General features: G+C 69.1%; 23 protein-coding genes. 16 read left to right on the top strand and 7 right to left on the bottom strand.

The annotated features are described in order from the left end of the window. Positions 1–3 precede the first annotated feature (3 nt). The 10 genes from murC (at position 4) to H7K45_RS24285 (ending at position 9,115) form a co-directional block, all read left to right on the top strand. Positions 4–1,443 carry a UDP-N-acetylmuramate--L-alanine ligase gene (gene murC / locus H7K45_RS24330; protein WP_263999297.1) on the top strand — a complete coding sequence of 480 codons (1,440 nt, stop codon included), beginning with the start codon at positions 4–6 and terminating at the stop codon, positions 1,441–1,443. Beyond that, the gene (locus H7K45_RS24325) at positions 1,440–2,381 is read left to right on the top strand and encodes a cell division protein FtsQ/DivIB (protein ID WP_372512632.1); all 942 of its coding nucleotides are present in this window, start codon (positions 1,440–1,442) and stop codon (positions 2,379–2,381) included. The genes murC and H7K45_RS24325 overlap by 4 nt, the downstream gene beginning before the upstream one ends. Positions 2,382–2,540: 159 nt before the next feature. Next, on the top strand, positions 2,541–3,689 hold the full coding sequence (ftsZ, locus tag H7K45_RS24320; protein ID WP_263998622.1) for a cell division protein FtsZ: 1,149 nt from the start codon (positions 2,541–2,543) through the stop codon (positions 3,687–3,689). A gap of 36 nt (positions 3,690–3,725) precedes the next feature. Continuing rightward, positions 3,726–4,433 (top strand): peptidoglycan editing factor PgeF, encoded by a 708-nt coding sequence (pgeF, locus tag H7K45_RS24315; protein ID WP_263998621.1) that lies wholly within the window; start codon positions 3,726–3,728, stop codon positions 4,431–4,433. Continuing rightward, a complete protein-coding gene (locus H7K45_RS24310; RefSeq protein WP_263998619.1) occupies positions 4,430–5,179 on the top strand; it encodes a YggS family pyridoxal phosphate-dependent enzyme in 750 nt (249 codons plus the stop codon). The genes pgeF and H7K45_RS24310 overlap by 4 nt, the downstream gene beginning before the upstream one ends. Before the next feature lie 62 nt (positions 5,180–5,241). Then, the gene (locus H7K45_RS24305; protein WP_263998618.1) at positions 5,242–5,916 is read left to right on the top strand and encodes a cell division protein SepF; all 675 of its coding nucleotides are present in this window, start codon (positions 5,242–5,244) and stop codon (positions 5,914–5,916) included. Between the two features lie 93 nt (positions 5,917–6,009). Beyond that, positions 6,010–6,294: a YggT family protein gene (locus H7K45_RS24300; RefSeq protein ID WP_263998617.1), complete on the top strand. Its 285-nt coding sequence runs from the start codon at positions 6,010–6,012 to the stop codon at positions 6,292–6,294. 160 nt (positions 6,295–6,454) lie between these two features. Beyond that, positions 6,455–7,276, top strand: a complete 822-nt coding sequence (gene wag31, locus H7K45_RS24295) for a DivIVA-like cell division protein Wag31 (RefSeq protein ID WP_263998616.1) — start codon at positions 6,455–6,457, stop codon at positions 7,274–7,276. A gap of 11 nt (positions 7,277–7,287) precedes the next feature. After that, on the top strand, positions 7,288–7,695 hold the full coding sequence (locus tag H7K45_RS24290) for a hypothetical protein (RefSeq protein ID WP_263998614.1): 408 nt from the start codon (positions 7,288–7,290) through the stop codon (positions 7,693–7,695). Positions 7,696–7,759: 64 nt separating this feature from the next. Then, entirely contained in the window at positions 7,760–9,115 is a 1,356-nt protein-coding gene (locus tag H7K45_RS24285; RefSeq protein WP_263998613.1) for a TIGR01777 family oxidoreductase, read from the top strand. Here the strand turns inward: H7K45_RS24285 and H7K45_RS24280 are convergent. From H7K45_RS24280 to H7K45_RS24265, 4 genes are read right to left on the bottom strand one after another with little or no spacing between them, the layout of a single operon-like run. Beyond that, on the bottom strand, positions 9,106–9,807 hold the full coding sequence (locus H7K45_RS24280; RefSeq protein ID WP_263998612.1) for a type 1 glutamine amidotransferase: 702 nt from the start codon (positions 9,805–9,807) through the stop codon (positions 9,106–9,108). The genes H7K45_RS24285 and H7K45_RS24280 overlap by 10 nt on opposite strands. 24 nt (positions 9,808–9,831) lie before the next feature. Further along, entirely contained in the window at positions 9,832–10,530 is a 699-nt protein-coding gene (locus H7K45_RS24275) for a M24 family metallopeptidase (protein ID WP_263998611.1), read from the bottom strand. A 4-nt stretch (positions 10,531–10,534) separates the two neighbouring features. Continuing rightward, positions 10,535–11,215 carry a response regulator gene (locus H7K45_RS24270; protein ID WP_263998610.1) on the bottom strand — a complete coding sequence of 227 codons (681 nt, stop codon included), beginning with the start codon at positions 11,213–11,215 and terminating at the stop codon, positions 10,535–10,537. After that, the gene (locus H7K45_RS24265; RefSeq protein ID WP_263999295.1) at positions 11,208–12,827 is read right to left on the bottom strand and encodes a sensor histidine kinase; all 1,620 of its coding nucleotides are present in this window, start codon (positions 12,825–12,827) and stop codon (positions 11,208–11,210) included. The genes H7K45_RS24270 and H7K45_RS24265 overlap by 8 nt, the downstream gene beginning before the upstream one ends. A 134-nt stretch (positions 12,828–12,961) precedes the next feature. Here H7K45_RS24265 and H7K45_RS24260 point away from each other — a divergent pair, with 134 nt between their 5' ends. From H7K45_RS24260 to H7K45_RS24235, 6 genes are all read left to right on the top strand, one after another. Next, positions 12,962–13,960 carry a Bug family tripartite tricarboxylate transporter substrate binding protein gene (locus tag H7K45_RS24260; RefSeq protein ID WP_372512631.1) on the top strand — a complete coding sequence of 333 codons (999 nt, stop codon included), beginning with the start codon at positions 12,962–12,964 and terminating at the stop codon, positions 13,958–13,960. Next, entirely contained in the window at positions 13,957–14,502 is a 546-nt protein-coding gene (locus tag H7K45_RS24255; protein WP_263998609.1) for a tripartite tricarboxylate transporter TctB family protein, read from the top strand. Before H7K45_RS24260 ends, H7K45_RS24255 begins: the two co-directional genes overlap by 4 nt. Positions 14,503–14,504: 2 nt before the next feature. Continuing rightward, positions 14,505–16,046 carry a tripartite tricarboxylate transporter permease gene (locus tag H7K45_RS24250; protein ID WP_263999293.1) on the top strand — a complete coding sequence of 514 codons (1,542 nt, stop codon included), beginning with the start codon at positions 14,505–14,507 and terminating at the stop codon, positions 16,044–16,046. Continuing rightward, positions 16,043–16,432: a universal stress protein gene (locus H7K45_RS24245; RefSeq protein WP_263998608.1), complete on the top strand. Its 390-nt coding sequence runs from the start codon at positions 16,043–16,045 to the stop codon at positions 16,430–16,432. The genes H7K45_RS24250 and H7K45_RS24245 overlap by 4 nt, the downstream gene beginning before the upstream one ends. Positions 16,433–17,313: 881 nt before the next feature. After that, positions 17,314–19,632, top strand: a complete 2,319-nt coding sequence (locus tag H7K45_RS24240; RefSeq protein WP_263998607.1) for a beta strand repeat-containing protein — start codon at positions 17,314–17,316, stop codon at positions 19,630–19,632. 113 nt (positions 19,633–19,745) lie between these two features. Continuing rightward, positions 19,746–20,519, top strand: a complete 774-nt coding sequence (locus H7K45_RS24235) for a DUF1206 domain-containing protein (protein ID WP_263998606.1) — start codon at positions 19,746–19,748, stop codon at positions 20,517–20,519. Between the two features lie 4 nt (positions 20,520–20,523). Here the strand turns inward: H7K45_RS24235 and H7K45_RS24230 are convergent, their stop codons facing one another. The 3 genes from H7K45_RS24230 to H7K45_RS24220 are packed head-to-tail and all read right to left on the bottom strand — an operon-like array spanning position 20,524 to position 23,732. Further along, positions 20,524–20,841, bottom strand: coding sequence for a Rieske (2Fe-2S) protein (locus H7K45_RS24230; protein ID WP_263998605.1), 318 nt, complete (start codon positions 20,839–20,841; stop codon positions 20,524–20,526). Between the two features lie 60 nt (positions 20,842–20,901). Further along, the gene (gene nirB / locus H7K45_RS24225) at positions 20,902–23,379 is read right to left on the bottom strand and encodes a nitrite reductase large subunit NirB (RefSeq protein ID WP_263998604.1); all 2,478 of its coding nucleotides are present in this window, start codon (positions 23,377–23,379) and stop codon (positions 20,902–20,904) included. After that, a complete protein-coding gene (locus H7K45_RS24220; RefSeq protein ID WP_263998603.1) occupies positions 23,376–23,732 on the bottom strand; it encodes a molybdopterin oxidoreductase in 357 nt (118 codons plus the stop codon). The genes nirB and H7K45_RS24220 overlap by 4 nt, the downstream gene beginning before the upstream one ends. Positions 23,733–23,837: the final 105 nt, after the last annotated feature.

Below are 23,837 nucleotides of genomic sequence, written 5' to 3'. Positions count from 1 at the left end.
GTGATCAGGTCGAGGGAACTGCCGCCGGAACTACAGCGGGTGCACATGGTGGGCATCGGGGGTGCCGGCATGTCCGGCATCGCCCGGATCCTGCTCGACCGTGGCGGTCTGGTGTCGGGATCGGACGCCAAGGAGTCACGCGGGGTCGTGGCACTGCGGGCGCGCGGTGCCCAGGTCCGGATCGGGCACGACGCGTCGTCGCTGGACGTGCTGCCCGGCGGCCCGACCGTGGTGGTCAGCACGCATGCGGCGATTCCGAAGGACAACCCCGAGCTCGTCGAGGCGCGGCGCCGCGGCATCCCCGTCATCCTGCGGCCTGCGGTCCTGGCGCGGCTGATGGACGGCTACACCACGGTGATGGTGACCGGCACGCACGGCAAGACCACCACGACGTCGATGATCGTGGTGGCCTTGCAGCGCGGTGGATTCGATCCGTCGTTCGCCGTCGGCGGTGACTTGGGGGAGGCGGGCACCAACGCCCATCACGGCAGCGGGGAGTGCTTCGTCGCCGAGGCCGACGAGAGCGACGGCTCGCTGCTGGAGTACACCCCGGACGTCGCGGTGGTGACCAACGTCGAGGCCGACCATCTGGACTTCTTCGGCACCGTCGAGGCCTATGTGGCGGTGTTCGACGGGTTCGTCGCCCGGCTGCGGGCCGGCGGTGCACTGGTGGTGTGTGCCGACGACCCCGGTGCCGCAGCCCTTGGCGAGCGTGCCGAGGCCGCCGGGGTGCGGGTGCTGCGCTACGGCAGCGCGGACCGGTCGACGAATCTCGCTGCGGCGCTGGTGGATTGGCGTCAGCAGGGCACCGGCAGCGTGTCGTCGGTGCAGCTGGCGGGTGAGTCGCACCCCAGGGGGATGCGCCTGGCCGTGCCGGGGCGCCACATGGCGCTCAACGCGTTGGCGGCGCTGCTGGCCGCGGTTCGGGCGGGTGCCGACGTCGAGACGGTGCTCGACGGGTTGGCCGCCTTCGAGGGGGTGCGGCGGCGTCTCGAGTCGGTGGGCACGGCCGCGGGCGTGCGGCTGTTCGACGTCTACGCCCATCACCCGACCGAGGTGCGGGTCGACCTCGAGGCTCTGAAGGCCGTGGCGGGCGAGGGTCGCTGCATCGCGGTCTTCCAACCCCACCTGTACTCCCGGACGCAGACCTTCGCCCGCGAATTCGGGCACGCGCTGAGCCTGGCCGACGAGGTGTTCGTGCTCGACGTGTACGCCGCGCGGGAGCAGCCGATCGCCGGCGTCAGCGGTGCCAGCGTGGCCGAGCACGTCGACGTCCCGGTGCGTTACGTCGCGGACTTCTCCGCCGTCGCGGGTCAGGTGGCGGCGGCGGCCAGACCGGGTGACGTGGTGGTGACGATGGGTGCGGGCGACGTCACGATGCTCGGAGGCGAGATCCTGGCTGCGCTGACCCAGCGGGCCGCGCCGGGAGCCCGGCAGTCGTGACCGGACCCACCGAGGAGCCCGAGGCCGCCGACGAATCCGGCGGCGTCGCGGGCGAGGCCCCCGGTGAGGGTGCCGCCGTGCCGGGTGACGTCATCGCCAGGACCGACGACGACGAACCGGACTTCGAGGGGCCCCGGCGCCGGGCCCGGCGCGAGCGCGAGGAGCGCCGGGCCGCCCAGGAGCGCGCGATCGCCATCGAGAACGCCCGCCGCGAGGCCAAGCGGCGCGTCACCGGACGTCCAGCCGACGACCCGAAACCCGCTGCCCGCGGTCTGATTCGGGGATTGAAGGCGCTGATGTGGTCGGCGCTGATCAGCGTCGTGGTCGTGGGTGCCGGACTGCTTCTGTACTTCACGCCCATCATGTCGGCTCGCGTCCTGGCGATCACGGGTCTGGTCACGCTGTCCCAGGACGAGGTCCAGCAGGCGGCCGCGGTTCCGGCGGACACGCCGCTGCTGCAGATCGACACGGATGCGGTGGCCGACCGCGTGGCGACCATCCGGCGGGTCGCCAGTGCCCGGGTTCAGCGGGAGTACCCGTCGACCCTGCGCATCACGATCGTCGAGCGGATCCCGTTGGTGGTCAAGGACTATCCGGACGGACCGCACCTGTTCGACCGTGACGGCGTCGACTTCGCCACCGCGCCGCCGCCGCAGGGGCTGCCGTATCTGGATGCCGACACCCCGGGCCCCACGGACCTTCCGACATTGGCCGCGCTGCAGGTGCTGACGTCGCTGCGGCCGGAGGTGGCCTCTCAGGTCAGTCGGATCGGTGCGCCGTCGGTCGCGTCGATCACGCTGACCCTGTTCGACGGTCGGCAGGTGATCTGGGGGACGACCGACCGGACCGACGAGAAGGCGCTGAAGTTGGGCGCGTTGCTGACCCAGCCGGGGACCACCTACGACCTGTCGAGCCCGGATCTTCCGACGGTCAAGTAGGTCTCGCGTCACCCGCGGTGGAAAATCACGCGGCGTGTCGCGGCGCGCCTGCACCGATACCTCGCGTGCTCGCCCTACCGTTCTGTTCGAGCGAAACTACTTGACATAACTCTAAGCCTATGGTTGAGGTTGAGGGTTGGCCCAGGAGGAAGACTACCGATGACACCCCCGCACAACTATCTCGCAGTAATAAAGGTGGTCGGCATCGGTGGCGGTGGCGTCAACGCCGTCAACCGGATGATCGAGCAAGGACTCAAGGGCGTCGAGTTCATCGCCATCAACACCGACGCGCAAGCGCTGTTGATGAGTGACGCCGACGTCAAGCTCGACGTCGGCCGGGACTCCACCCGTGGCCTCGGCGCCGGCGCCGACCCCGAGGTCGGCCGCAAGGCTGCCGACGACGCCAAGGACGACATCGAGGAGCTGCTGCGCGGCGCCGACATGGTGTTCGTGACCGCGGGCGAAGGCGGCGGCACCGGCACCGGTGGCGCTCCCGTCGTCGCCACGATCGCCCGCAAGCTGGGCGCGCTCACCGTCGGCGTCGTCACCCGCCCGTTCTCCTTCGAGGGCAAGCGGCGGTCCAACCAGGCCGAGGCGGGCATCGCAGCACTGCGCGAGAGCTGCGACACCCTCATCGTGATCCCCAACGACCGGTTGCTGCAGATGGGCGACGCCGCGGTCTCGCTGATGGACGCGTTCCGCAGCGCCGACGAGGTGCTCCTCAACGGCGTGCAGGGCATCACCGACCTGATCACGACCCCCGGCCTGATCAACGTCGACTTCGCCGACGTGAAGGGCGTGATGTCCGGAGCCGGCACCGCGCTGATGGGCATCGGGTCGGCGCGCGGGGACGGCCGGGCGCTCAAGGCCGCCGAGATGGCGATCAACTCGCCGTTGCTCGAGGCGTCCATGGAAGGTGCGCTCGGCGTGCTGCTCTCGGTCGCCGGCGGCAGCGACCTCGGCCTCTTCGAGATCAACGAGGCGGCGTCGCTGGTGCAGGACTCCGCGCACCCCGAGGCCAACATCATCTTCGGCACCGTGATCGACGACTCGCTCGGCGACGAGGTGCGCGTGACCGTGATCGCCGCGGGCTTCGACGCCGCCGGACCCAGCCGCAAGCCGGTCGTGGGTGCCGGCCTCGGCAGTCCGTCGGTGGCCGCGGGCACCTCGGGCAAGCTGCGCCCGGCGTCGGCGTTCGATCCGGATCCGGCGAGCGTGCCCGTGCACACCAACGGAGCGACGGTCAGCATCGGTGGCGGCGGAGACGACGACGACGACGTCGACGTGCCGCCCTTCATGCGTCACTGACCGGGCGACTTCCCGACGGCCGGGATACTGGTTGGCGTGACTCGACGCATCAGATGTGTGACCACGACGAGGGCCGGCGGCGCCTCGGTCGCGCCGTTCGACTCGTTCAACCTCGGCGATCACGTCGGTGACGATCCGGCCGCGGTGGCGGCGAACCGAGCCAGGCTCGCCGCGACGATCGGGCTTGGCCCCGACGGCATCGTCTGGATGAACCAGGTGCACGGCGACCGCGTCGTCGCGGTGGACGGACCGGTCGAGGGCGCGGTCGACGACGCCGACGGGCTGGTGACCACCCGGCCCGGGTTGGCCTTGGCGGTGGTGACCGCCGACTGCGTTCCGGTCCTGGCGTCGGACCCGCGCGCCGGGGTCGTCGCGGCCGTCCACGCGGGCCGGGCCGGTGCCAAGGCGGGCGTCGTGGCCAGGGCGGTGGAGGCGATGCTCTCGCGCGGGGCCCACGTAGAGGACATCTCCGTGCTCCTCGGTCCGGCGGTCAGCGGCCGCAACTACGAGGTGCCCGACGACATGGCCGTCGACGTCGAGGCGGCACTGCCCGGCAGCCGTACCGCCACCGCCCGCGGGACCGCCGGCCTGGATCTGCGGGCCGGCCTCGCCCGGCAACTGGCCGGGCTCGGCGTCACCAAGGTGGCCGTCGACCCGCGCTGCACCGTGGCGGATCCGAACCTGTTCAGTCATCGCCGAGGCGCTCCGACCGGGCGCCTGGCCTCCCTGGTGTGGATGGAATGACCTCGACGCGCGCCGCCAATCTCGCCGAATCCCTTGCCGCCCTGCGCAAGCGGGTCGAGGCCGCCGCCGCCGCGGCGGGTCGCGACGTCGTCGACGTCGAACTGCTCCCGGTGACGAAGTTCTTTCCCACCTCCGACGTCGTGGAATTGGTGCGGCTCGGGTGCGACGCCTTCGGCGAATCGCGGGAGCAGGAGGCGTCCCGCAAGATTGCCGAGGTTGCGGAACTGGCGGTCGGGGAGCGGATGCCGCCGTTGCGCTGGCACATGATCGGCAGCATCCAGCGCAAGAAGGCCCGCGCGGTGGCGAACTGGGCTTTCGCCGCGCACTCGGTGGACCGCACCGCGGTGGTCGAGGCGCTGGGTCGGGCATCTGCCGAGGCCTTGGCCGAAGGCACCCGGACGGCGCCGCTGCAGGTCTATCTGCAGGTGAGCCTGGACGGAGATCCCGATCGGGGCGGGGTCGACGTGGGCCGACCCGACCTCGTGGACGAGCTGTGCGGCCTGGCCGACGCCTCCGACGGGCTGGACTTCGTCGGCCTGATGGCGATCCCCCCGCTACACGCCGACGTAGCGGAATCGTTCGCGCGTTTAGAGAGTGAACTGCATCGGGTACAGGCCTTCTACCAGCAGCGTCTGGGTCTGTCGGCGGGTATGTCCGGAGACCTCGAGACGGCGGTGAAACACGGGTCTACGTGTGTGCGTGTCGGTACCGCACTTATGGGGCCCCGTCCCCTAACGTCACCCTGAGTAGTCACTCCAGTCACATCTTCATCACAGACAACACGTATCCGTCATCAGAAGGGTCTCCGATGAGCACACTGCATAAGGTCAAGGCCTACTTCGGTATGGCGCCGATGGACGATTACGACGACGAGTACTACGACGACGACGACCGCACGTCGCGCGCCGCCTACCCGCGTCGCGCCCGGGAGGACCGCTTCGAGGACGAGGGCCGCGGATACGAGGCCCGTCCCGGCGAGAGCCGCGGCTACGACGACCGGATGGACCGTCCGAGCCCGCGTGAGTTCGAGCGCGAAATGGCCGGTGCGCCAGCGGGTTACCGCGGTGGGTACATGGACGAGCCCGCCTTCCGGGGTCGGCGCGAATTCGAGCGGCCGCGGTTCAACACCCTGCACGGGGCGACCCGTGGCGCCGTCGCCATGGAGCCGCGCCGGATGGCGGAACTGTTCGAGGCTGGCAGCCCGCTGGCCAAGATCACCACGCTGCGCCCCAAGGACTACAGCGAGGCCCGCACGATCGGCGAGCGCTTCCGCGACGGAACCCCCGTCATCATGGACTTGGTCTCGATGGACAACGCCGACGCCAAGCGTCTGGTCGACTTCGCCGCGGGCCTGGCCTTCGCCCTGCGCGGCTCGTTCGACAAGGTCGCCACGAAGGTGTTCCTCCTGTCCCCGGCCGACGTCGACGTCACCGCCGACGAACGCAAGCGCATCGCGGAGGCCGGCTTCTACGCCTACCAGTGACGGCCTGGGTACGCTGGTCCTACATCGGGTCCTCCTTCGACCCGTGGTCTGGCACTACCCAATGTCACCATCGCCTGGAGTGAGGTCGCGCAGTTGTCCCTGTTCTTTTCGATCCTGGGCTTCGTGCTGTTTGCGTTCTGGCTCCTGTTGATCGCACGGGTGGTCGTCGAGTTCATCCGCTCGTTCGCCAGGGACTGGCGTCCGCGGGGCTTCATGGTCGTGGTGCTCGAGGTCATCATGACGCTCACCGACCCGCCGGTGAAGTTGCTTCGCCGCATCATTCCGCAGCTCACGATAGGTGCGGTGCGTTTCGACCTGTCGATCATGGTTCTGCTGCTGGCAGCGTTCATCGGAATGGAATTGGCCTGGAGCCAGTAGCGCACGAGCCCGCGGAAGGCCCCGTGAACAGTAAAATTGGCTCTTAAACTGGACCTCAACCGCAACCGCCGGGTCTACTGTGACAGGATGGACGCCAGTTACTTCCAGCATGGCTTTCACATGACACCGGTTGACGGTCGAGACCTCAAGGGGGCAGACGATGCCGCTTACACCAGCCGACGTCCATAACGTCGCGTTCAGCAAGCCGCCGATCGGCAAGCGCGGATACAACGAGGATGAGGTCGACGCCTTCCTCGATCTCGTCGAGAACGAACTGACGCGCCTCATCGAGGAGAATGCGGACCTGCGCCAGCGGGTCGCCGAGCTCGACCAGGAGCTTTCCAGCGTGCGCGCCGGCAGTGGCGTTCAAGCCACGCAGTCGATCCCGCAGTACCAGCAGCCCGAGCCCGAGCCGGAGCCCGTTGCGCCGCCGCAGCCCGCCTACGAGGCGCCGCAGCCGGTCGCCGCCGCGCCGGTCAGCGAAGATTCGCACATCAAGGCGGCGAAGATCCTCGGCTTGGCCCAGGACACCGCCGACCGTCTGACCGGCACCGCGAAGGCCGAGTCGGACAAGATGCTCGCCGACGCGCGGGCGCAGGCCGACGCCATGGTCAACGAGGCCCGCTCGACCGCCGAGACCACGGTCTCCGAAGCCAAGGCCAGGGCCGAGGCGCTGTTGTCGGATGCGCAGACCCGTTCGGAGGCGCAGCTCCGCCAGGCGCAGGAGAAGGCCGACGCGCTTCAGGCCGACGCCGAGCGCAAGCACACCGAGATCATGGGCACCATCAACCAGCAGCGCACCGTGCTGGAAGGTCGGCTCGAGCAGCTGCGCACCTTCGAGCGTGAATACCGGACGCGTCTGAAGACCTATCTCGAGTCGCAGCTCGAAGAGCTGGGCCAGCGCGGCTCCGCGGCGCCGGTGGACTCGACCGCCAACAACGACGGCGGCGGATTCAACCAGTTCAACCGGGGCAACAACTGATCGGCTGATTGATGCTGATCGTTGCGCTAGTCCTTGCCGTCATCGGCCTTGCCGCGCTGGTGACCGCCGTGGTGACCAGCAATGAGCTGATCGCCTGGGTGTGCATCGGGGCCAGCGTCATCGGCGTGCTGCTGCTCATCGTCGACGCGCTTCGCGAGCGGTCGCGGGGTACCGAGGCGACCGACACCCACGGAGACGACGGCGACGAAGCGACGACCGTGATGCCGGCCGTCTCCGATCCCGAGGCTGCGGAGGACTACCCGGAGGAACCCCTCGAGGGGCGCGCGGCGTCAGTCGAGGAGCCCGCAGAGCCGACCGGTTCCGAGTCCGAGCCGGAGCCGGAGCCGTCCACCGTCGGCGCCGAAAGTCACGACGCCGACGTCACCACCGAGGACGCCCCGGAAGCCAAGCGCGACTGAGCCTTCGGGGCCAATCCTGCGTACGCCTGGCCATCCGCCGGTCGGACCGCTACGAATGGATGTCGTGGGCATCGAGTTCGAGAGCGTGGTCGACCATCCGTTGGACGAGGTCTTCGCGTGGCACACCCGCCCGGGTGCGATGCCGCGGCTCGTACCGCCGTGGCAGCCGATGACGGTGGTCGCCGAGACGACGTCGGTGGCCGACGGTCGCGCCGTGCTCGGCCTGCCCGCCGGCCTGCGGTGGGTCGCGCAGCACGAGGGTGCCGACTACGATCCGCCGCACCGCTTCGTCGACGAGTTGTCCTCCGACGGGATCATGTCGTGGCCGCCGCGGTTGATCGGAAGATGGCGCCACACGCACGATTTCAGCGCTGAGGGGGCGGATTGCACCCGGGTGCACGACCGCGTCGAGGCACCGATCCCCGCGGCCGCCCTGCGCCCGACCTTCGTCTACCGCCATCGGCAACTGGCCGACGACCTCGACGCGCACCGCGACGCCGCCAACGCGGGGCTGACACGCGTCACCGTCGCGGTGACGGGGGCGTCGGGTCTGGTCGGTTCGGCGTTGACGGCGCTGCTCACCAGCGGCGGTCACCGCGTGATCCGGCTGGTCCGCCACGCCCCGACCGGCGCCGACGAGCGCCAGTGGGATCCCGACGCGCCCGCGGCCGACCTCCTGGCGGGCACCGATGCGGTGGTGCACCTGGCCGGCACGTCGATCGCCGGGCGGTTCACCGACGCCCATCGCGCCGCCATCCGCGACAGCCGCATCGAGCCGACCCGCAAGCTCGCCGAGGTCGCCGCCCGTCCCGGCGGCCCGGCCACGTTCGTCAGTGCGTCGGCGATCGGCTTCTACGGTTACGACCGCGGCGACACCCCGCTCGACGAGGACAGCTCCCGCGGTGACGGCTTCCTGGCCGACGTGGTCGCCGACTGGGAGGCCGCGACCGCACCCGCGACCGAGGCCGGTCGACGCGTCGTGGCGGTGCGCACCGGCATCGTGCAGGCCGCCCGCGGCGGAACGCTCAAGCTGTTTCGTCCGCTGTTCGCCACCGGTCTTGGCGGCAGGTTGGGCAGCGGTGAACAGTGGCTGTCCTGGATCGGCATCGACGACCTGCTGGACGTCTACTACCGGGCGATCTACGACGATCGGCTCAGCGGGCCGGTGAACGCGGTGGCCCCGAATCCGGTACGCAACGTGGACTACACCGCGGCTCTGGCGCGCACCATGCACCGCCCGGCCCTGCTGCCGGTGCCGTCCTTCGGTCCGCGGCTGCTGCTTGGGAGTCAGGGCGCCCGCGAACTGGCCGAGGCCAACCAGCGGGTGCTACCCGTGAAGCTCAAGGATGCGGGCCACCGGTTCCGCCAGCCCGAGGTCGGCGACGCGCTGGCCCACCAGCTGGGTCACGCTCAGGCCTGAGCGACCCCGTCGACGAACGCCCTGACCAGGGCGTGCACCCGCTTGGTCGCGCTGTCGAGCTCGGACCGGGTCGCGGCGCGCAGCTGGTCGGCGTCCAGTCCCAGCGCCGCGAGTTCGGTGACGCCGTCCCCGGCCAGCCACAGCTCCAGCAGCGCCTCGTCCACCTCCGGGTGGAACTGCAGGCCCATGGTGGTACCCGTGACGAAGGCCTGGGAGGCGCTGGCGTTCCTGGCGATCTCCACCGCGCCCGGCGGCACGGTGAACCGGTCGAAGTGCCACTCGAACCACGGTCCGCCCGGCACCAACTCGGTGCGGGACGCGTCGACGTCGAACCAGCCCACTTCCGGTGCCGGGGAGCGGGCGACCGACCCGCCGAGGGCGTGGGCGATGAGCTGGCCGCCGAAGCACACGCCGAGCATCGGAACGGCGGCCGCGTGTGCCTCGCGCACCATGGCGGCCTCCGCCGCCATCCACGGGAACGCGTCGTTCACGCCCCACCGCGAGCCCAGGGGTACCACCACGTCGTAGGCGAGGGGATCCGGCATGGGCACCTCGACGGCCGGATCGTGGGCCTGCGCGGCGGTCACCACCTCGAAAGTCGCCACGTCGTAACCACATTCGGTGAACGCGTCGCCCAGCATCGCCTCCGGCGCAGTGGGATCGTTGTAGAGGAACAGCACCGTCTTGGCCACCGCTAGAGGATACGGGCAGCTCCGTCAGGAAGGGATGTCGAGGAGCTGTTCGAAGAACCCACCGAAGCCACCCTCGCGGTCGACGAGGTGCACTTCGAGGATCCAGTGACAATCCCGTCCCGAGGGGTCGACGCGGCGCATGGGGTTCGTGTTCGGCGCGGCGATGTAACTCGCCATGGCGTCGCCGCTGATGCGTTCGTGTGGGAATTCGCCGACCAGATGCCCCACGTGCTCGCCGACGTGGTCCCAGCCGGCGTCGTGAATCAGCCCCCGGACGTGGTCGAAGAGCTGCGCCCCGGTGACGGCCGGGTGGGCGTCGAAGTACGCGCGGCCGGCGTCCCAGATGCGCGGAAGGTCAGCGGCGAGCCGATGTTTGACGGGATCGTCGCCCAGGACGTAGGTGCGCCCGAAGTCGGCCTCCCAGTCGGCGAAGATGGGGCCGAAGTCGAGGAAGACGATGTCGTCGGCTGCGACGACGCGGTCCGGTGGGTTCTCGGCGTAGGGCTCGACGGTGTTGGCTCCGGCGCGCACGATGCGCTTGTGCCAGAACTTCGTGATGCCGAAGAGCTCGTCGGCCAGGGCGCGGATCTGGTCGCTCAGCTCGCGTTCGCCGACGCCGGGAACGATCAGGCGGCGTGCAACCACCTCGTCGAAGAGGGTGACGGCCTTGCGCTCGGCGTCGCGAAGGGCGCCGATCCGGGATTGCTCGACTACTGCGTCCATGGTCCTATTCTGCGTGGTTCGCCCGATAGCGGCGCTCGGGCCTGCCCGCCCCGTACTGCAGGCGCAGCTCGACGGCGCCGACGCCGAGGAAGTGCTCGAGGTAGCGGCGCGCGCTGACTCTCGAAATACCCACCAGCTCAGCGCATTCCGCCGAGGACACCTCGCCGGCGGCCCGCACGGCGTCGAGCACCAGCTGCCCGGTGACCGCGCCGAGACCCTTGGGCAACGCGTCGTCGGCGACGGCCGTCGCGCCGCCCTGGCGGCCGAAGAGGGAGTCGATCAGGGACTGGTCGGCCCCGGCGGCCGACGACAGCGCCTCGGCGCGCGCGGCGAAGGCCTCCAACTTGGCTCGCAGCTGGGGGAACTCGAACGGTTTGATCAGGTAGTCGGCCGCGCCGCCGTCGAGCGCCCCGCCGACGGTGTCCAGTTCACGGGCCGCGGTGATCATAATGACGCCGACGGGGTCGCCGGCCGCGCGCAGTCGTTTGAGGACCTCCAGTCCCGTCATGTCGGGCAGGTACACGTCGAGCAGGATGAGGTCGGGGTGTAGCGCGGCCGCCATCTCCAGGGCCTCCGAGCCGGTGCGGGCAGCGCCGACCGTGGTGAACCCGTCGACGCGGTCGACGAACTTGCGGTGGATCTCGGCGACCATGAAGTCGTCGTCGACGACGAGGACCTCACGCATGCTGGGCCAACCGGGCCGGTGGAAGGCTGACCGAGAAGCACGCCCCGCCCCCGGGCGCGTCGGTGACCTCGACCGTGCCGCCGAGTTGGGCGCTGACCAGGCGGACCAGAGCCAGACCGATTCCACGTCCCCCGGGCACCTCTGGTTTGGAGGTGACGCCCCTGGCGAAGATCTCCTCCCGAAGATGTGCGGGCACACCGGGTCCCGAGTCGGTGACGGACACGGTCATCCCTTCGGCGTCGTCGAGGCGGACGGTCACCCGCCCGGCGTCGGACCCCTCGGAGACGTCGACGGCGTTGTCGATCAGGTTACCCAGCAGGGTGATGACGTCGGTCGAGAGCGCGGGATCGAGTGCCGAGAGATGGGAGTCGGGATCGATGACAAGCGCGACGCCGCTCTCGGCGGCCAGGGAGGTCTTGGCGATCAGCAGCGCGGCGACGGCTGGGTCGGCGACCAACTGGGTGACGGTGTCGCTGATCTCGGCGCGCCGGCGGGTCAGCGCCCCGACGAAGTCGTGCACGGAATCGTATTCGCCGAGCTGGACCAGCCCCGAGATGGTGTGCAACTGATTGGCGAATTCGTGGGTCTGGGCGCGCAGGGTGTCGGTCACGCTCTTGTGCGAGGACAACTGACCCTGCATGGACGCCAACTCGGTGCTGTCGCGCATGGTGGTGACCGTGCCGATCCGCCTGCCCTGGCTGGTCGCCGAGCGCCGGTTGAGCGCCAGCACCCGGGTGCGGGTCACGATGACGACGTCGGATTGGGCGGCCCGCCCGTCCCCTCCGGCCAGGAGGAACTCGGCGACGGCCGGGTCGAGGTCGATCTCGTCGACCCGGCGTCCCACGGCGTCGTCGGTGAGGTCCAGCAGCGCCTGCGCGCTGTCGTTGAGCACCGTGACGACCCCGTCGTCGTCGACGGCGACCACGCCCTCTCTGATGCTGTGCAGCAACGCTTCTCGATGCTCGGCCAGGCCGGCGATCTCGGCGATCTCCAAGCCTCGGGTCTGCCGCTTGATGCGGCGCGACAACAGCCACGACGCCATCGCGCCCAATGCCGCACCGAGCCCGAGGTAGACCAGCAGCCGCTCGCCGGCGCCGCCGAGGAGTCGCCATGCCGAGGGGTAGCGCTCGGAGACCGACACCACGGCCAGCACCACACCGTCGACGTCGTTGATCGGGACTTGGCCGGCCAGGCTGTGCACGCCGTCGACGTCGAGGTCGCCGAACCAGGCCCGGCCGTGGGCGGCGCCGCTGCCGGAGAGGTCCAGGCGCCGTCCGACGCGCGACGGGTCGGTCGAGACGCGGACGGTGCCCGTGGGGTCGACGATCTCGGCGAGCTCGGCGCCCGAGAGCGCCACGGCCCGATCGACGTCGGGGGCCAGGATCTGCGCGGCGAACGGGTCGGCGAACCGCTCGCGGACGATCGGCGTCGACGCCAGGTTCTCCGCGACGGCGATCATCCGCTGGCCGCGGACGTCTCGGAACTCGTCGGTGGACTGGGTGACCGACACCGCGGCGACGGCGACCAGGACGATGGCGATCACGACGAGCTGGAAGACGAGGAACTGGCCGGCGAGGCTACGGGTGCCACGGGTGGCCCCGCCGCCGCGCACCGGCCACGCCCGACGCGTCCATTCCTCGGGTGATCGCAACGACCACAACTTCCTTTGCGTTCGTAAGAGTGACCTGTGTCACCTCGCGGTCCAGTATTGCTCAGCATCACACTCAAGCGAATTGGGACGACCCTATGAGAGCACGACCACCCAGAACCACGCGCACCCTGGCGTTCCTGATCAGCCTCGCGCTCGCCGCTGCGTTCGCGACCGGCTGCGGGGTGACGCGTGGCAATGACGACTCCGGCCTGCACCGGCTGCGGATGATGGTGCCCAACAGCCCCGGCGGCGGGTACGACCTGACCGCGCGCACCGCGGTGAAGGTCATGGAGGACGACGACATCACCGGTCGCGTCGAGGTGTTCAACGTCATCGGTGCCGGCGGCACTGTGGCCATGGCCCGGCTCATGAACGAGAAGGGCAACGGCGACCTCATGATGATGATGGGCCTCGGCGTCGTCGGCGCGGTCTACACCAACGGGTCCAACGCGCTGGTCACCAACGCGACCCCCCTGGCCAAGATGATCGAGGAGCAAGAGGGCATCCTCGTGCCCGCCAACTCGCCGTTCCGGACGGTCAACGACTTCGTCACCGCGTGGAAGGCCGATCCGGCGAAGGTCACCGTCGGCGGCGGCTCCTCCCCGGGCGGACCCGACCACCTCTTCCCGATGGAGACTGCCCGCGCCGCGGGAGTCGATCCCACGAAGGTCAACTACGTCTCCTACGACGGCGGCGGCGACCTGCTGACCGCTCTGCTCGGCGGCAAGATCGCCGCGGGCACCTCGGGTCTCGGTGAATACGTCGACCAGATCGAGGCGGGTCAGGTTCGCGTCCTGGCGGTGTCGGGGGAGAAGCGCGTCGAGGGAGTCGACGCTCCGACGCTGAAGGAAGCCGGTATCGACCTCACCTTCACCAACTGGCGCGGCGTCCTGGCACCACCGGACATCTCCGAGGAGTCCAAGCAGGTGCTGGTGAAGTCGCTCGAAGACATGCACGCCACCGACGCTTGGAAGGAGGCCCTGGTGAAGAACGGCTGGACTGACGCGTTCATGACCGGCGCGCCGTTCGAACAGTTCCTCAAGGATCAGGACCAACGCGTCTCCACGACGCTGACCGAGCTGGGGCTGGTATGACCGCGCCGACCGACGAACCCACCCAGGGATCCGAGCCGATCACCGAGCCTGTGGCACCGACCGTCGACCGGGCGCAGTACCTGGTGTGCGCGGTGCTGGTGGCCGTCGGCGCCTTCCTCTTCTACGACGCGCTGAACCTGCCCGGCGGCTTCGCGAAGGTCGACCCCGTGGGGCCGCGGCTCTTCCCGATGGTCGTCGGGGCCGGTCTGGTGCTGTTGGCGGTCATCCTTGCCATCGCGATTCCCCGCGGATCCCGCGGCGAGGCCGACGCGGGGGAGGACATCGACCCCGATCGGCCAAGTGACTGGCGCACCGTCGGCCTGCTGGTGGCCATCTTCGTGGCCACGATCCTGCTCGTCCTCCCGCTGGGCTGGACCATCACCAGCGCGCTGATGTTCGCCGCGTCGGCCACGGTCCTCGGCAGCAAGCACTACGTGCGAAACCTCGTCATCGGCGCCGTGCTCGGCGTCGTCAGCTTCTACGCGTTCTACTCAGGGCTCGGAATCCCGCTGCCCGCAGGCATTTTGGATGGGATCCTCTGATGTTGGCGAACTTGGACTGGCTGCTGCAGGGGTTCGAGCAAGCGGCCACCCCGATGAACCTGCTGTACGCCTGCATCGGCGTGCTGCTGGGAACGGCCGTCGGGGTACTGCCCGGCATCGGCCCGGCGATGACGGTGGCCCTGCTGCTGCCCATCACCTACAACGTCAGCCCCAGTGCGGCGTTCATCATGTTCGCCGGCATCTTCTACGGCGGCATGTACGGCGGGTCGACGACCTCGATCCTGCTCAACACTCCCGGCGAGTCGTCCTCGGTGATCACCGCGATCGAGGGCAACAAGATGGCCAAGGCGGGCCGAGCCGCGCAGGCCTTGGCGACGGCCGCCATCGGGTCGTTCGTCGCAGGCACCATCGGCACGCTCCTGCTGGCGCTCTTCGCTCCGATGATCTCGCGGTTCGCCGTCACCCTCGGCGCACCGTCGTATCTGGCCATCATGTTGTTCGCCTTGGTCGCGGTGACGGCGGTGCTGGGCTCGTCGAAGCTGCGCGGCGGCATCTCGCTGTTCCTCGGGTTGGCGATCGGGCTGGTGGGCATCGACTCGCTGACCGGTCAGGCCCGGGCGACGTTCGGCCTGCCGCAGCTCTCCGACGGCATCGACATCGTGGTCATCGCGGTGGCGATCTTCGCCCTCGGCGAGGCGCTCTGGGTCGCCGCGCATCTGCGGCAGAAGCCCGCGGAGGTCATTCCCGTCGGACGGCCGTGGATGGGCAAGAGCGACTGGAAGCGGTCGTGGAAGCCGTGGCTGCGCGGCACGGCCTTCGGTTTCCCGTTCGGCGCGCTGCCCGCCGGCGGTGCCGAGCTGCCGACGTTCCTGTCCTACATCACCGAGAAGAAGCTCTCCAAGCACCCCGAGGAGTTCGGCAAGGGCGCCATCGAGGGCGTGGCCGGTCCGGAGGCGGCCAACAACGCCTCGGCGGCAGGCACTCTGGTGCCGATGCTCTCGCTGGGCTTGCCGACCAACGCCACGGCCGCGGTCATGCTGACGGCGTTCGTGTCCTACGGGATCCAGCCCGGCCCAACCTTGTTCGACAAGGAGCCGCTGCTGATCTGGACGTTGATCGCGAGCTTGTTCATCGGCAACTTCCTGCTGCTGGTGCTCAACCTGCCGCTGGCGCCGGTGTGGGCCAAGCTGTTGCGCACCCCGCGGCCATACCTCTACGCGGGCATCCTGTTCTTCGCGACACTCGGTGCCTTCGCCGTCAACATCCAGCCGCTCGACCTGGTGCTGCTGCTGGTCTTCGGTCTGCTCGGGCTGATGATGCGGCGTTTCGGCCTGCCGGTGCTGCCCTTGATCATCGGCGTCATCCTCGGACCGCGCATCGAACGTCAACTGCGGCAGAGCCTGCAGCTCGGCGGTGGTGAATGGGGCAGCTTGTTCACCGAGCCGGTGGCGATCGGCGTCTACGTCTGCATGGTGCTGCTTCTGCTGGCGCCGCTGGTGCTCAAGCTGATGCATCGCAGCGAGGAGACGCTGCTCTTGGTCGAGGACGACAAGGATCAACGAGAGAAGGCGCAGTCGAAATGATCGTCGTCGGATACACCGCGGACCAGTACGGGCAGGCCGCCCTGGAGCACGCCATGACCGAGGCGTCGGTGCGGGGGACGGGTCTGCTGGTGGTCAACTCGACCAAGGGCGACGCGTACGTCGACCCGTCCTTCGCCGGGGCGCCGGAGGTGCACGACGTCGAGGACAGGCTCAAGCGCAGCGGGTTGGCCTACGAGCTGACCCAGCCCGTCGGCGTCGACCCGGTCGACGAGCTCCTCGCGGTCATGGACCGTCCCGACGCCGAGCTGTTGGTCATCGGAATCAGGCATCGCAATCCGGTGGGAAAGCTGCTGTTGGGCAGTGTCTCGCAGCAGCTGATCCTGGAATGCCAAAAGCCGGTGCTCGCCGTCAAACCCTCGGAGTGACGTCGGGCATCGGGCAACGTCCCTACGGGGCCCCCGCGAAGCCGCGTGGGTCGGGGCTCGGCATTCCCGACGACGATCGTCTGACGCGTGTCGAGAAATTTGCCCTCGGGCGGTCGACGATTCGGTGGCGAAAATGCAGTTCGGTGGAAAGCCAATAACGGTTCGGTCGCGCGCAAATCACCCGATGGGCGTCATGACCACACCGGTTACGGCCAGAAGGACTACGAGAGGGAAATTCGTACTACCCGTGTGGCGCGCTGCCAAACAGACGTCGAATGGCGCTGACGACGGCGCACAATGGGATCGTCGCCGCCGGTGAGAACCGCTTTCGTCGACGCCTGGCCGCCACCGGGGGTGCGCCGCGCCGCGGACGCGCCGCAGCGAAGGCGGCACGCCGCAGCGCGACACGCCGTCCTGCCTCGAGCGGCGGATCCTCGGAGACGCCGTCGAACGCAGGAGTAGCGAACAATGTTCGTGGCGGAGGCGTCCCCGAGGCTCGCGGCGCGACGAGCGCCGCGCCGCTGCTGACCAGCCGTCCGGCGGCCAAACCGGACGTCGGCGAGCAAAGAAGCACGCACAGGCATGGGTTTCTACGCCTGCGACGATTCACCGACATCATCGGTCTGGCGACGTGACGGCAGGCGCAGACGTCGCATCGTGACGGTCGACGTCGGGTCCTTCACGGGGTGATCCAATGCCATTGAATGGCGAGTCTCGAGCCGGGCGACGCAATTCTGGCAAGCAACGAAATGTGATCTTGTAGCAAACGTCGGCGACGGCCTCGAAAGCAGGCAAAAGTTCTGTTTGCAAATGTCTGGTGAACCACTTTTCCGTGCTGTAACTTTTGCTGATCGCGCCACATTCCTAATCAGGGGGTTGTCATGCAACTTGCTCTCCGTTCACCCGTCTCGGCCGGCATTGCGCTGGTGGGAGCAACCGCCATCGCGTTGAGCCCGATCACCCCGCCTGCACCGAATTTGAGCCTCAAGCCCGAGCAGATTTCGTCCGTCTACGCGGAGTACACGCCGACCGGACTGGCCTCCGCCCTGACCGATCTGATCGGCGGGGTCGGCGCTGCCGGCAATGCGGCGATCACGGGGATCGGCGGCATCGGGAACACGGTGATCGCGACGGCCGGAAACTTTGGCAACGCACTGAGCGCCACGGGGGTCGGCGCACTCGCGGCGATCGCGTCGAACCCGCTCAACCCGGCGGCCTACCCGGCCGCGCTGGCGCTTCTGTTGACGGGCGGCGGGGCCGCCATCACCGGTGGTATCGCCGGCCTGGGCGTAGCCGGTCAGCAGGCCCTCGCGACCCTCGGCGCGGTCGGCAACATCACGCTCCAGACCATCGGCGCGATCGGAAACGAACTCACCGGCGGTGCCGCTCTCACCGCGCTCGCGGCGTTGGCCCCCGGTGACGTGCTGGCCGCGATCGGCGTCCTCGCGGCAGGCGCTGCGACCGCCATCAACGACGCGTTCCTGGGCGTCGGATCGGTCGGCACTCAACTCGTGGGCGGTCTCGGCGGCGCGGGGACGCAGGCGCTCGCCGGGTTCGGTGGAGTGGGCATCGGCCTCCTCGGTGGGTTGGGCGCGGCGGGCGTGCAGACCGTTGCGGGTCTCGGCGCCACCGGCAACGCGTTCGTCAACACCGTCGGAAACGTTGGCAACGCGGCGATTCAGACGATTGGCGGCGTCGGCAACGCGCTGTCGGGCACGTTGTTCGGCGCCCTGGGCACGATCCTGTCGAACCCGCTCAACCCGGCCAGCTACGCGAGCGCGCTCAACACGCTGGTCAGCGGCGTCGGCGCCGCGGTCAACGTCGGTCTGGTCGGCACGGGCGTCACCGGCAACCTCCTGGTGACCGGCTTGGGCGCCACCGGCGGGGCGTTCCTTGGCACCCTCGGCCTGGCCGGCACCACGCTGGTCTCGACCCTCGGCAACGCCGGGGCGGCCACGATCGGCACCATCGGGACCATCGGCAACGGTCTGGTCGCGAGCGCCGGTGGAATCGGAAACACCATCATCGCCACCACCGGCAGCGTGGTGGGCACTCTCGGCACCGCATTGGGGACCGCGTTCGGCCTCATCACCGGGCAGCCCGTGGCGCCGGCGGCGAACGACGTCCAGTTCGCAGCGCTGGCGGCGCCGGGTGACGTCTCCGTGCAAGCCCTTACACCGGGTGACATCGGCTCGGCCGTCGGCGTGCTGCTCCAAGGCACCGGTACGGCGATCACACAGGGGATCGTGGGCTTCGGCACCGCGGGCAACCAGCTCCTCACCGGGCTCGGCGGCGCTGGCATCACCACCGTGGCGACGATCGGCGGACTGGGCCTCATCGGCCTGGCAACCATTGGCGCGCTTGGCAACACGGCGATCCAGACGATCGGCGCCGTCGGCAACACGCTACTCGCCGGCGGGGGCGCCGCACTGGGGTCGATCCTGGCCAATCCGTTGAACCCGGCCAGCTACGGCGCCGCCATCCAGACGGCCATCACCACCGTGGGCACGGCGGTCAACCTCTCGCTGCAGGGTGTCGGGAACGCCGGCAACATCGGGCTTCTCGGGGCTGGGCTGGCAGGCAACATCGCGCAGGCCGGCTTCGGTGAGGCAGGCAACCAGGTCATCAACGGGGTCGGCGGGGCAGGCAACACCGTGGTGCAGACGGTCGGCCAGGTCGGCAACACGTTGAACGACGCCGTCGGCACCGCCGTCGGAATCATCACGGGACCGTCCACCGCCGCGGTGGACAACAGCCCGACCGACGTCACGACCCTCGCCCGCAGCTCGCGGACGAACCTGGTCACCTTGGACAAGACCGAGCCCGCCGCCATCACGGCTGGCCCGGACGAATCCGGCACCGCCGCGGCGGATTCCACCGCGACCGACGCCTCCAAGTCCACTGGCGGCACGTCGTCCGAGACCAAGGACACCAAGGACACCAAGGATTCCACGGCGTCGAAGGACGCCACGGATTCCACGGACGCCAAGGACACGAAGGGCAACACCAAGGACACCAAGGCCGACCCGACGACGGGCGGCAACAAGTCCGAGCCCACGACGAAGGCTGCCAGCTCCAACGCCGGTGGCAGCGAAGGCGGCGGATCATCCGCAGCCGGAAGCGAGGCCAAGTCCGGTGCCTCGGCTGCCTCCGGTGGCAGCGAGTCCAAGGCCGGTGCCTCCTCGGGCGGCGAGAGCTAGGGCGTAGCAGCAGACAGACGGCGATGGGCCCCTCCGCGCGGAGGGGCCCATCGGCGTCTACATCGCCGTCAATTGTTGGGTTGGGTCCCCGAAGCCCGGGGTACACCCCGGCCATGGTCGACACCCGGTCGGCGGCCCACACCGCCCACGACAACGTCTGGTTCGAACGCGCCGCACGGGCCGGCTTCGCCGTCAGCGGTCTGCTGCACCTGTTGATCGCATTCATCGTCGCGCGCCTGGCGCTGGGGTCCGGCGGCAACGCCGACCAGTCCGGCGCCCTGGCCACCCTGGCCGCCCAACCCGGCGGTGCCGTGATGTTGTGGGTGGCCGCAGTCGTGTTGGCGGCGCTCGGGGTGTGGTACCTCGTCGAGACGTTCCTGGCAGACGACGCCAAGCATCGCGTGAAGTCCGCAGCCGTCGGGGTGGTGTACCTCTCGCTCGCCTTCTCCGCGGGCAAGTTCGCGGTGGGCAGCGGCAAGTCCAGCGGTCAACAGAATGCCGGCCTGAGCGCCACGATGATGCAATCCGGTTGGGGCAAGGCAATCTTGGTCATCGTCGCCCTCGTCATCATCGGCGTGGGCGGCTACCACGTCTACAAGGGCGTCACCAAGAAGTTCTTCAAGGACCTCGACGTGTCGGGGGGCACCGGGGTCACCTGGGTGGGCATCATCGGGTACGTGGCCAAGGGCCTCGTCTTGGCGGGGGCGGGCATCCTCGTCGTCGTCGCAACCTTCACCTCCGATCCGGCCAAGGCCTCGGGGGTCGACGCCGCGGTCAAGACGCTCGGCGCGGCGCCGTTCGGCAAGTTCCTGCTGTTGCTCGCCGCCGTCGGGTTGGCTGCCTACGGGGCCTACGGCTTCGTGCGGGCCCGGCACGCGAAGATGTGACCGCTCAAGGACATTCGACGGTCAGCCGGATCGATCCCTCGTCGTCGACGTCCACGGGGTGCGAGCAGACGCCAGGTCCGGCGCCGGTCACCTCGGCGCCGCTGTCGAGTGAATAGGTCCGGCCGTGCAACGGGCACACCACGGCCTCGTCGTCGGTGAGACCGTCGGCCAGGGGCCCGCCGCGGTGCGGGCACACCGCACCCAAGGCCCGCAGGGTGCCGTCCCGCTTGCGGAACACGGCGATCTGTTCGCCGCCGACGGCGAACGTGCGACCCTCGCCGACCGGAATCTCGTCCACCCGGCCGATCGCCGCGTCGCTCATCGGACCACTCTGCTCTTCGCGCGAGCGCTCATCGGACCACTCTGCTCTTCGCGCAAGCGCTCATCGGACCGGAACCTGGGGGAGCGGCAACAACGGCAGCGACGACCGGAACTGTCCCTCACTCGCCGGCTCGCGGCCGTCGAGCCACGGATCACGATAGGCGGCAACGGATTTCGCCATTTTGGCATCCAGTTGCGCCGCCAGCCCCTCGGCGTCGTCTACCACCACGGCGCGGATGTGCTCGATCCCGAGGCGGGGCACCCACGAGTAGGTCCGCTCCAGCCAGTTGGCGTTCTCCCGGTAGTACTGCAGGAAGCGGCCGGTCAGCGTCATGACCTCGTCGGCGGTGTCGACGGTGGCCAGCAGATCGCCCTTGCGGATGTGGGCGCCCGCTGCGCCGCCGACGTACATCTCCCAACGGCCACCCTCGACGGCGACGACACCGAGGTCCTTGCACAGGGCCTCTGCGCAGTTGCGTGGGCACCCGGTGACGGCGAGCTTCATCTTCGCCGGGCTGGCCAGGCCCTGGAAGCGTTCTTCGATGGCGATGCCGAGTGCGGTCGAGTCGCCGACGCCGAAGCGGCAGTAGTCGCTGCCGACGCACGTCTTCACCGTGCGAAAGCTCTTGCCGTAGGCGTAACCCGATGGCATGTCCAGATCGGCCCACACCCCGGGCAGGTCCTCCTTCTTGATGCCCAACAGGTCGATGCGCTGGCCCCCGGTCAGCTTGATCATCGGGACGTCGTACTTGTCGGCGACGTCGGCAATCCTGCGCAGCTGGTGCGGATTGGTCACGCCGCCCTTCATCTGGGGGACCACCGAGAACGTGCCGTCCCGCTGGATGTTGGCGTGCACCCGGTCGTTGACGAAGCGGGCGTCGCGCTCGTCGACGAACTCGTCGGCCCACATCATCTCCAGCAGGGATGCCAACGCCATCTTCGAGCCGGCGTCGGGTCGTCCGTCGGGTGTCAGTGCCGCGAATACCGATGAGACCGAATGCAATTGGAGGTCGCGGATCAAGCCCATCAGCGTCGGCTTGTCGTACGGAACGGCCGGAACGTACCAGTTGGCCGACGGGTCCTCGGTGACCGCACCACCGGCGGCCCATTCCACGACCTGCGCCACTAGTTGCTTGCACGAACCGCAGCCCTTGCCGGCCTTGGTCGCCTTCATCACCCCGCCGACGGAGCTCTCGCCGCCGCGCACACAGGCCACCAGGGCGCCCTTGGAGACGCCGTTGCAGTTGCACACCTGTGCGTCGTCGGCCAGTTCGGCGACCCCCACCGCCACGTCGGGCGTGCCGATGTCGAACAGCATCGACACGCGTTCGTCGGGAAGCGCCAGACCGCTGTCGAAGGCCTGCGTCAGGAACGAGACCTTGCTGACGTCGCCGACCAGGGTCGCGCCGACCAGCTTGCCGTCGCGGATCACGATCGTCTTGTACACCCCGTGCCGCGGTTCGGAGAACTGCACGAATTCGTCGTCGGGGAGTTCCGGGCCCTTCAGCCCCATCGACGCGACGTCGACGCCCGCCACCTTCAGCTTCGTCGCCGTGCGCGAACCGTGATACGCCGCCGAGGAATTCGTGCCCGTCAGATGGTCGGCAAGCACCGCGGCCTGCTCCCACAGCGGCGCCACCAATCCGTACACCTGACCGCGGTGCTGCGCGCACTCGCCGACGACGTACACGTCGTCGTCGTCCACGGACCGCATGTGGTCGTCGACCACGATCGCGCGCTCGACGGTCAGGCCGGCGCGTTGCGCAAGTCCCACGTTCGGTCGGATGCCGGTCGCGATGACCAGCATGTCGCACGCGACCGTGGTGCCGTCGGCGAACACGATGCCGGTGAGCCGACCGTCGTCGGACGTGGTCACCTCGGTGGTGCGCTTGTCGACGTGCACCGTGATGCCGATGCCCTCCACCGACTTTCGCAGTATCGCTCCAGCGGGATCGTCGAGTTGGGCGTTCATCAGGGTGGGTCCGGCGTGCACGACGTCGACCTCGAGTCCGCGGTTCTGCAGGCCGCGGGCTGCCTCGAGGCCCAGCAGACCGCCGCCGATCACCACGGCCTTCGTGCGGTGGGCGGCCTCGGAGATCATTCCGACGCAGTCGTCGAGGGTGCGGAAGCCGAAGACGCCGTCGACCAGGTTCTTGTCGTCGGCCCACAATCCGGTCATGGGCGGGAAGAAGGACCGGCTGCCGGTCGCCAGGATCAGCTTGTCGTAGCGGGTGGCCGCGCCGTCGTCGGAGTACACGAGGCGCGCGTACGGGTCGACGCGGACCACTCTGACTCCCGCCCGAAGCGAGATCCCGTTCTCGGCATACCAGTCGACCTCGTTGAGGTAGATCTCGCTGGGGTCGTCGCTGCCGGCGAGCACGTTGGACAGCAATATCCGGTTGTAGTTGCCATAGGGCTCGTCCCCGAAGACGGTGACGTCGAACAGGTCCGACCCCCCGCGCGCCAGGATTTCCTCGACCGCGCGGACACCGGCCATTCCGTTGCCGACGACGACCAGTTTGCGGCGGGTGTCGGTCACCGGACCTGCACCATGCCGAGGTCGACGACGACGGTACCGCTGCACCCGGCCGGCGCGGCGACGTGGAGTTCGAGCACGGAGTCGGCGAGCAAGTCCTCGACCACCCGCAGCGCGACGTGAGTGGCCCCCTTGGCGGCAATGGGGAAAAAGCGCATCGGATTTCCGTCCCGAAACAGCACGACGGAGATCATGTCGTCGGTGGAGTTGCCGCCGCGGAAGTACACCGGCTGTGTCGTCGCACCGGCGGGGACCACGTAGCGTAGCGACTCGTCGATCAACACCGGCTTGTCCAGGCCGTTGCCGTCGAACGCGAACGGGCCCTGCAGGAATACCGGTGTGCTGCCATCGCTCATCTGGCCGAAGTTAAGAGGGGTTTGTTTCGGCGTTGTTTCCGTCGGGAGTCCCCTGCGAACAACATCGCCTCACCCGTGCGCCCGATCCACTGTGAGGCGGTGTTG

Source organism: Mycobacterium yunnanensis (genome assembly GCF_025823185.1).
Taxonomy (GTDB): domain Bacteria; phylum Actinomycetota; class Actinomycetes; order Mycobacteriales; family Mycobacteriaceae; genus Mycobacterium; species Mycobacterium yunnanensis.
The sequence above is the reverse complement of the archived record's forward strand: the minus strand, read 5'-3'. Positions and strand labels throughout refer to the sequence as shown.

Coding starts and splice junctions, on each gene's coding strand:
- H7K45_RS24235 (WP_263998606.1), top strand. CDS start 19,746: ATGGTCGACACCCGGTCGGCGGCCCACACCGCCCACGACAACGTCTGG.
- ftsZ (WP_263998622.1), top strand. CDS start 2,541: ATGACACCCCCGCACAACTATCTCGCAGTAATAAAGGTGGTCGGCATC.
- H7K45_RS24290 (WP_263998614.1), top strand. CDS start 7,288: ATGCTGATCGTTGCGCTAGTCCTTGCCGTCATCGGCCTTGCCGCGCTG.
- wag31 (WP_263998616.1), top strand. CDS start 6,455: ATGCCGCTTACACCAGCCGACGTCCATAACGTCGCGTTCAGCAAGCCG.
- H7K45_RS24230 (WP_263998605.1), bottom strand. CDS start 20,841: ATGAGCGACGCGGCGATCGGCCGGGTGGACGAGATTCCGGTCGGCGAG.
- H7K45_RS24240 (WP_263998607.1), top strand. CDS start 17,314: ATGCAACTTGCTCTCCGTTCACCCGTCTCGGCCGGCATTGCGCTGGTG.
- H7K45_RS24245 (WP_263998608.1), top strand. CDS start 16,043: ATGATCGTCGTCGGATACACCGCGGACCAGTACGGGCAGGCCGCCCTG.
- H7K45_RS24305 (WP_263998618.1), top strand. CDS start 5,242: ATGAGCACACTGCATAAGGTCAAGGCCTACTTCGGTATGGCGCCGATG.
- H7K45_RS24310 (WP_263998619.1), top strand. CDS start 4,430: ATGACCTCGACGCGCGCCGCCAATCTCGCCGAATCCCTTGCCGCCCTG.
- H7K45_RS24260 (WP_372512631.1), top strand. CDS start 12,962: ATGAGAGCACGACCACCCAGAACCACGCGCACCCTGGCGTTCCTGATC.
- H7K45_RS24270 (WP_263998610.1), bottom strand. CDS start 11,215: ATGCGTGAGGTCCTCGTCGTCGACGACGACTTCATGGTCGCCGAGATC.
- H7K45_RS24255 (WP_263998609.1), top strand. CDS start 13,957: ATGACCGCGCCGACCGACGAACCCACCCAGGGATCCGAGCCGATCACC.
- H7K45_RS24220 (WP_263998603.1), bottom strand. CDS start 23,732: ATGAGCGATGGCAGCACACCGGTATTCCTGCAGGGCCCGTTCGCGTTC.
- H7K45_RS24275 (WP_263998611.1), bottom strand. CDS start 10,530: ATGGACGCAGTAGTCGAGCAATCCCGGATCGGCGCCCTTCGCGACGCC.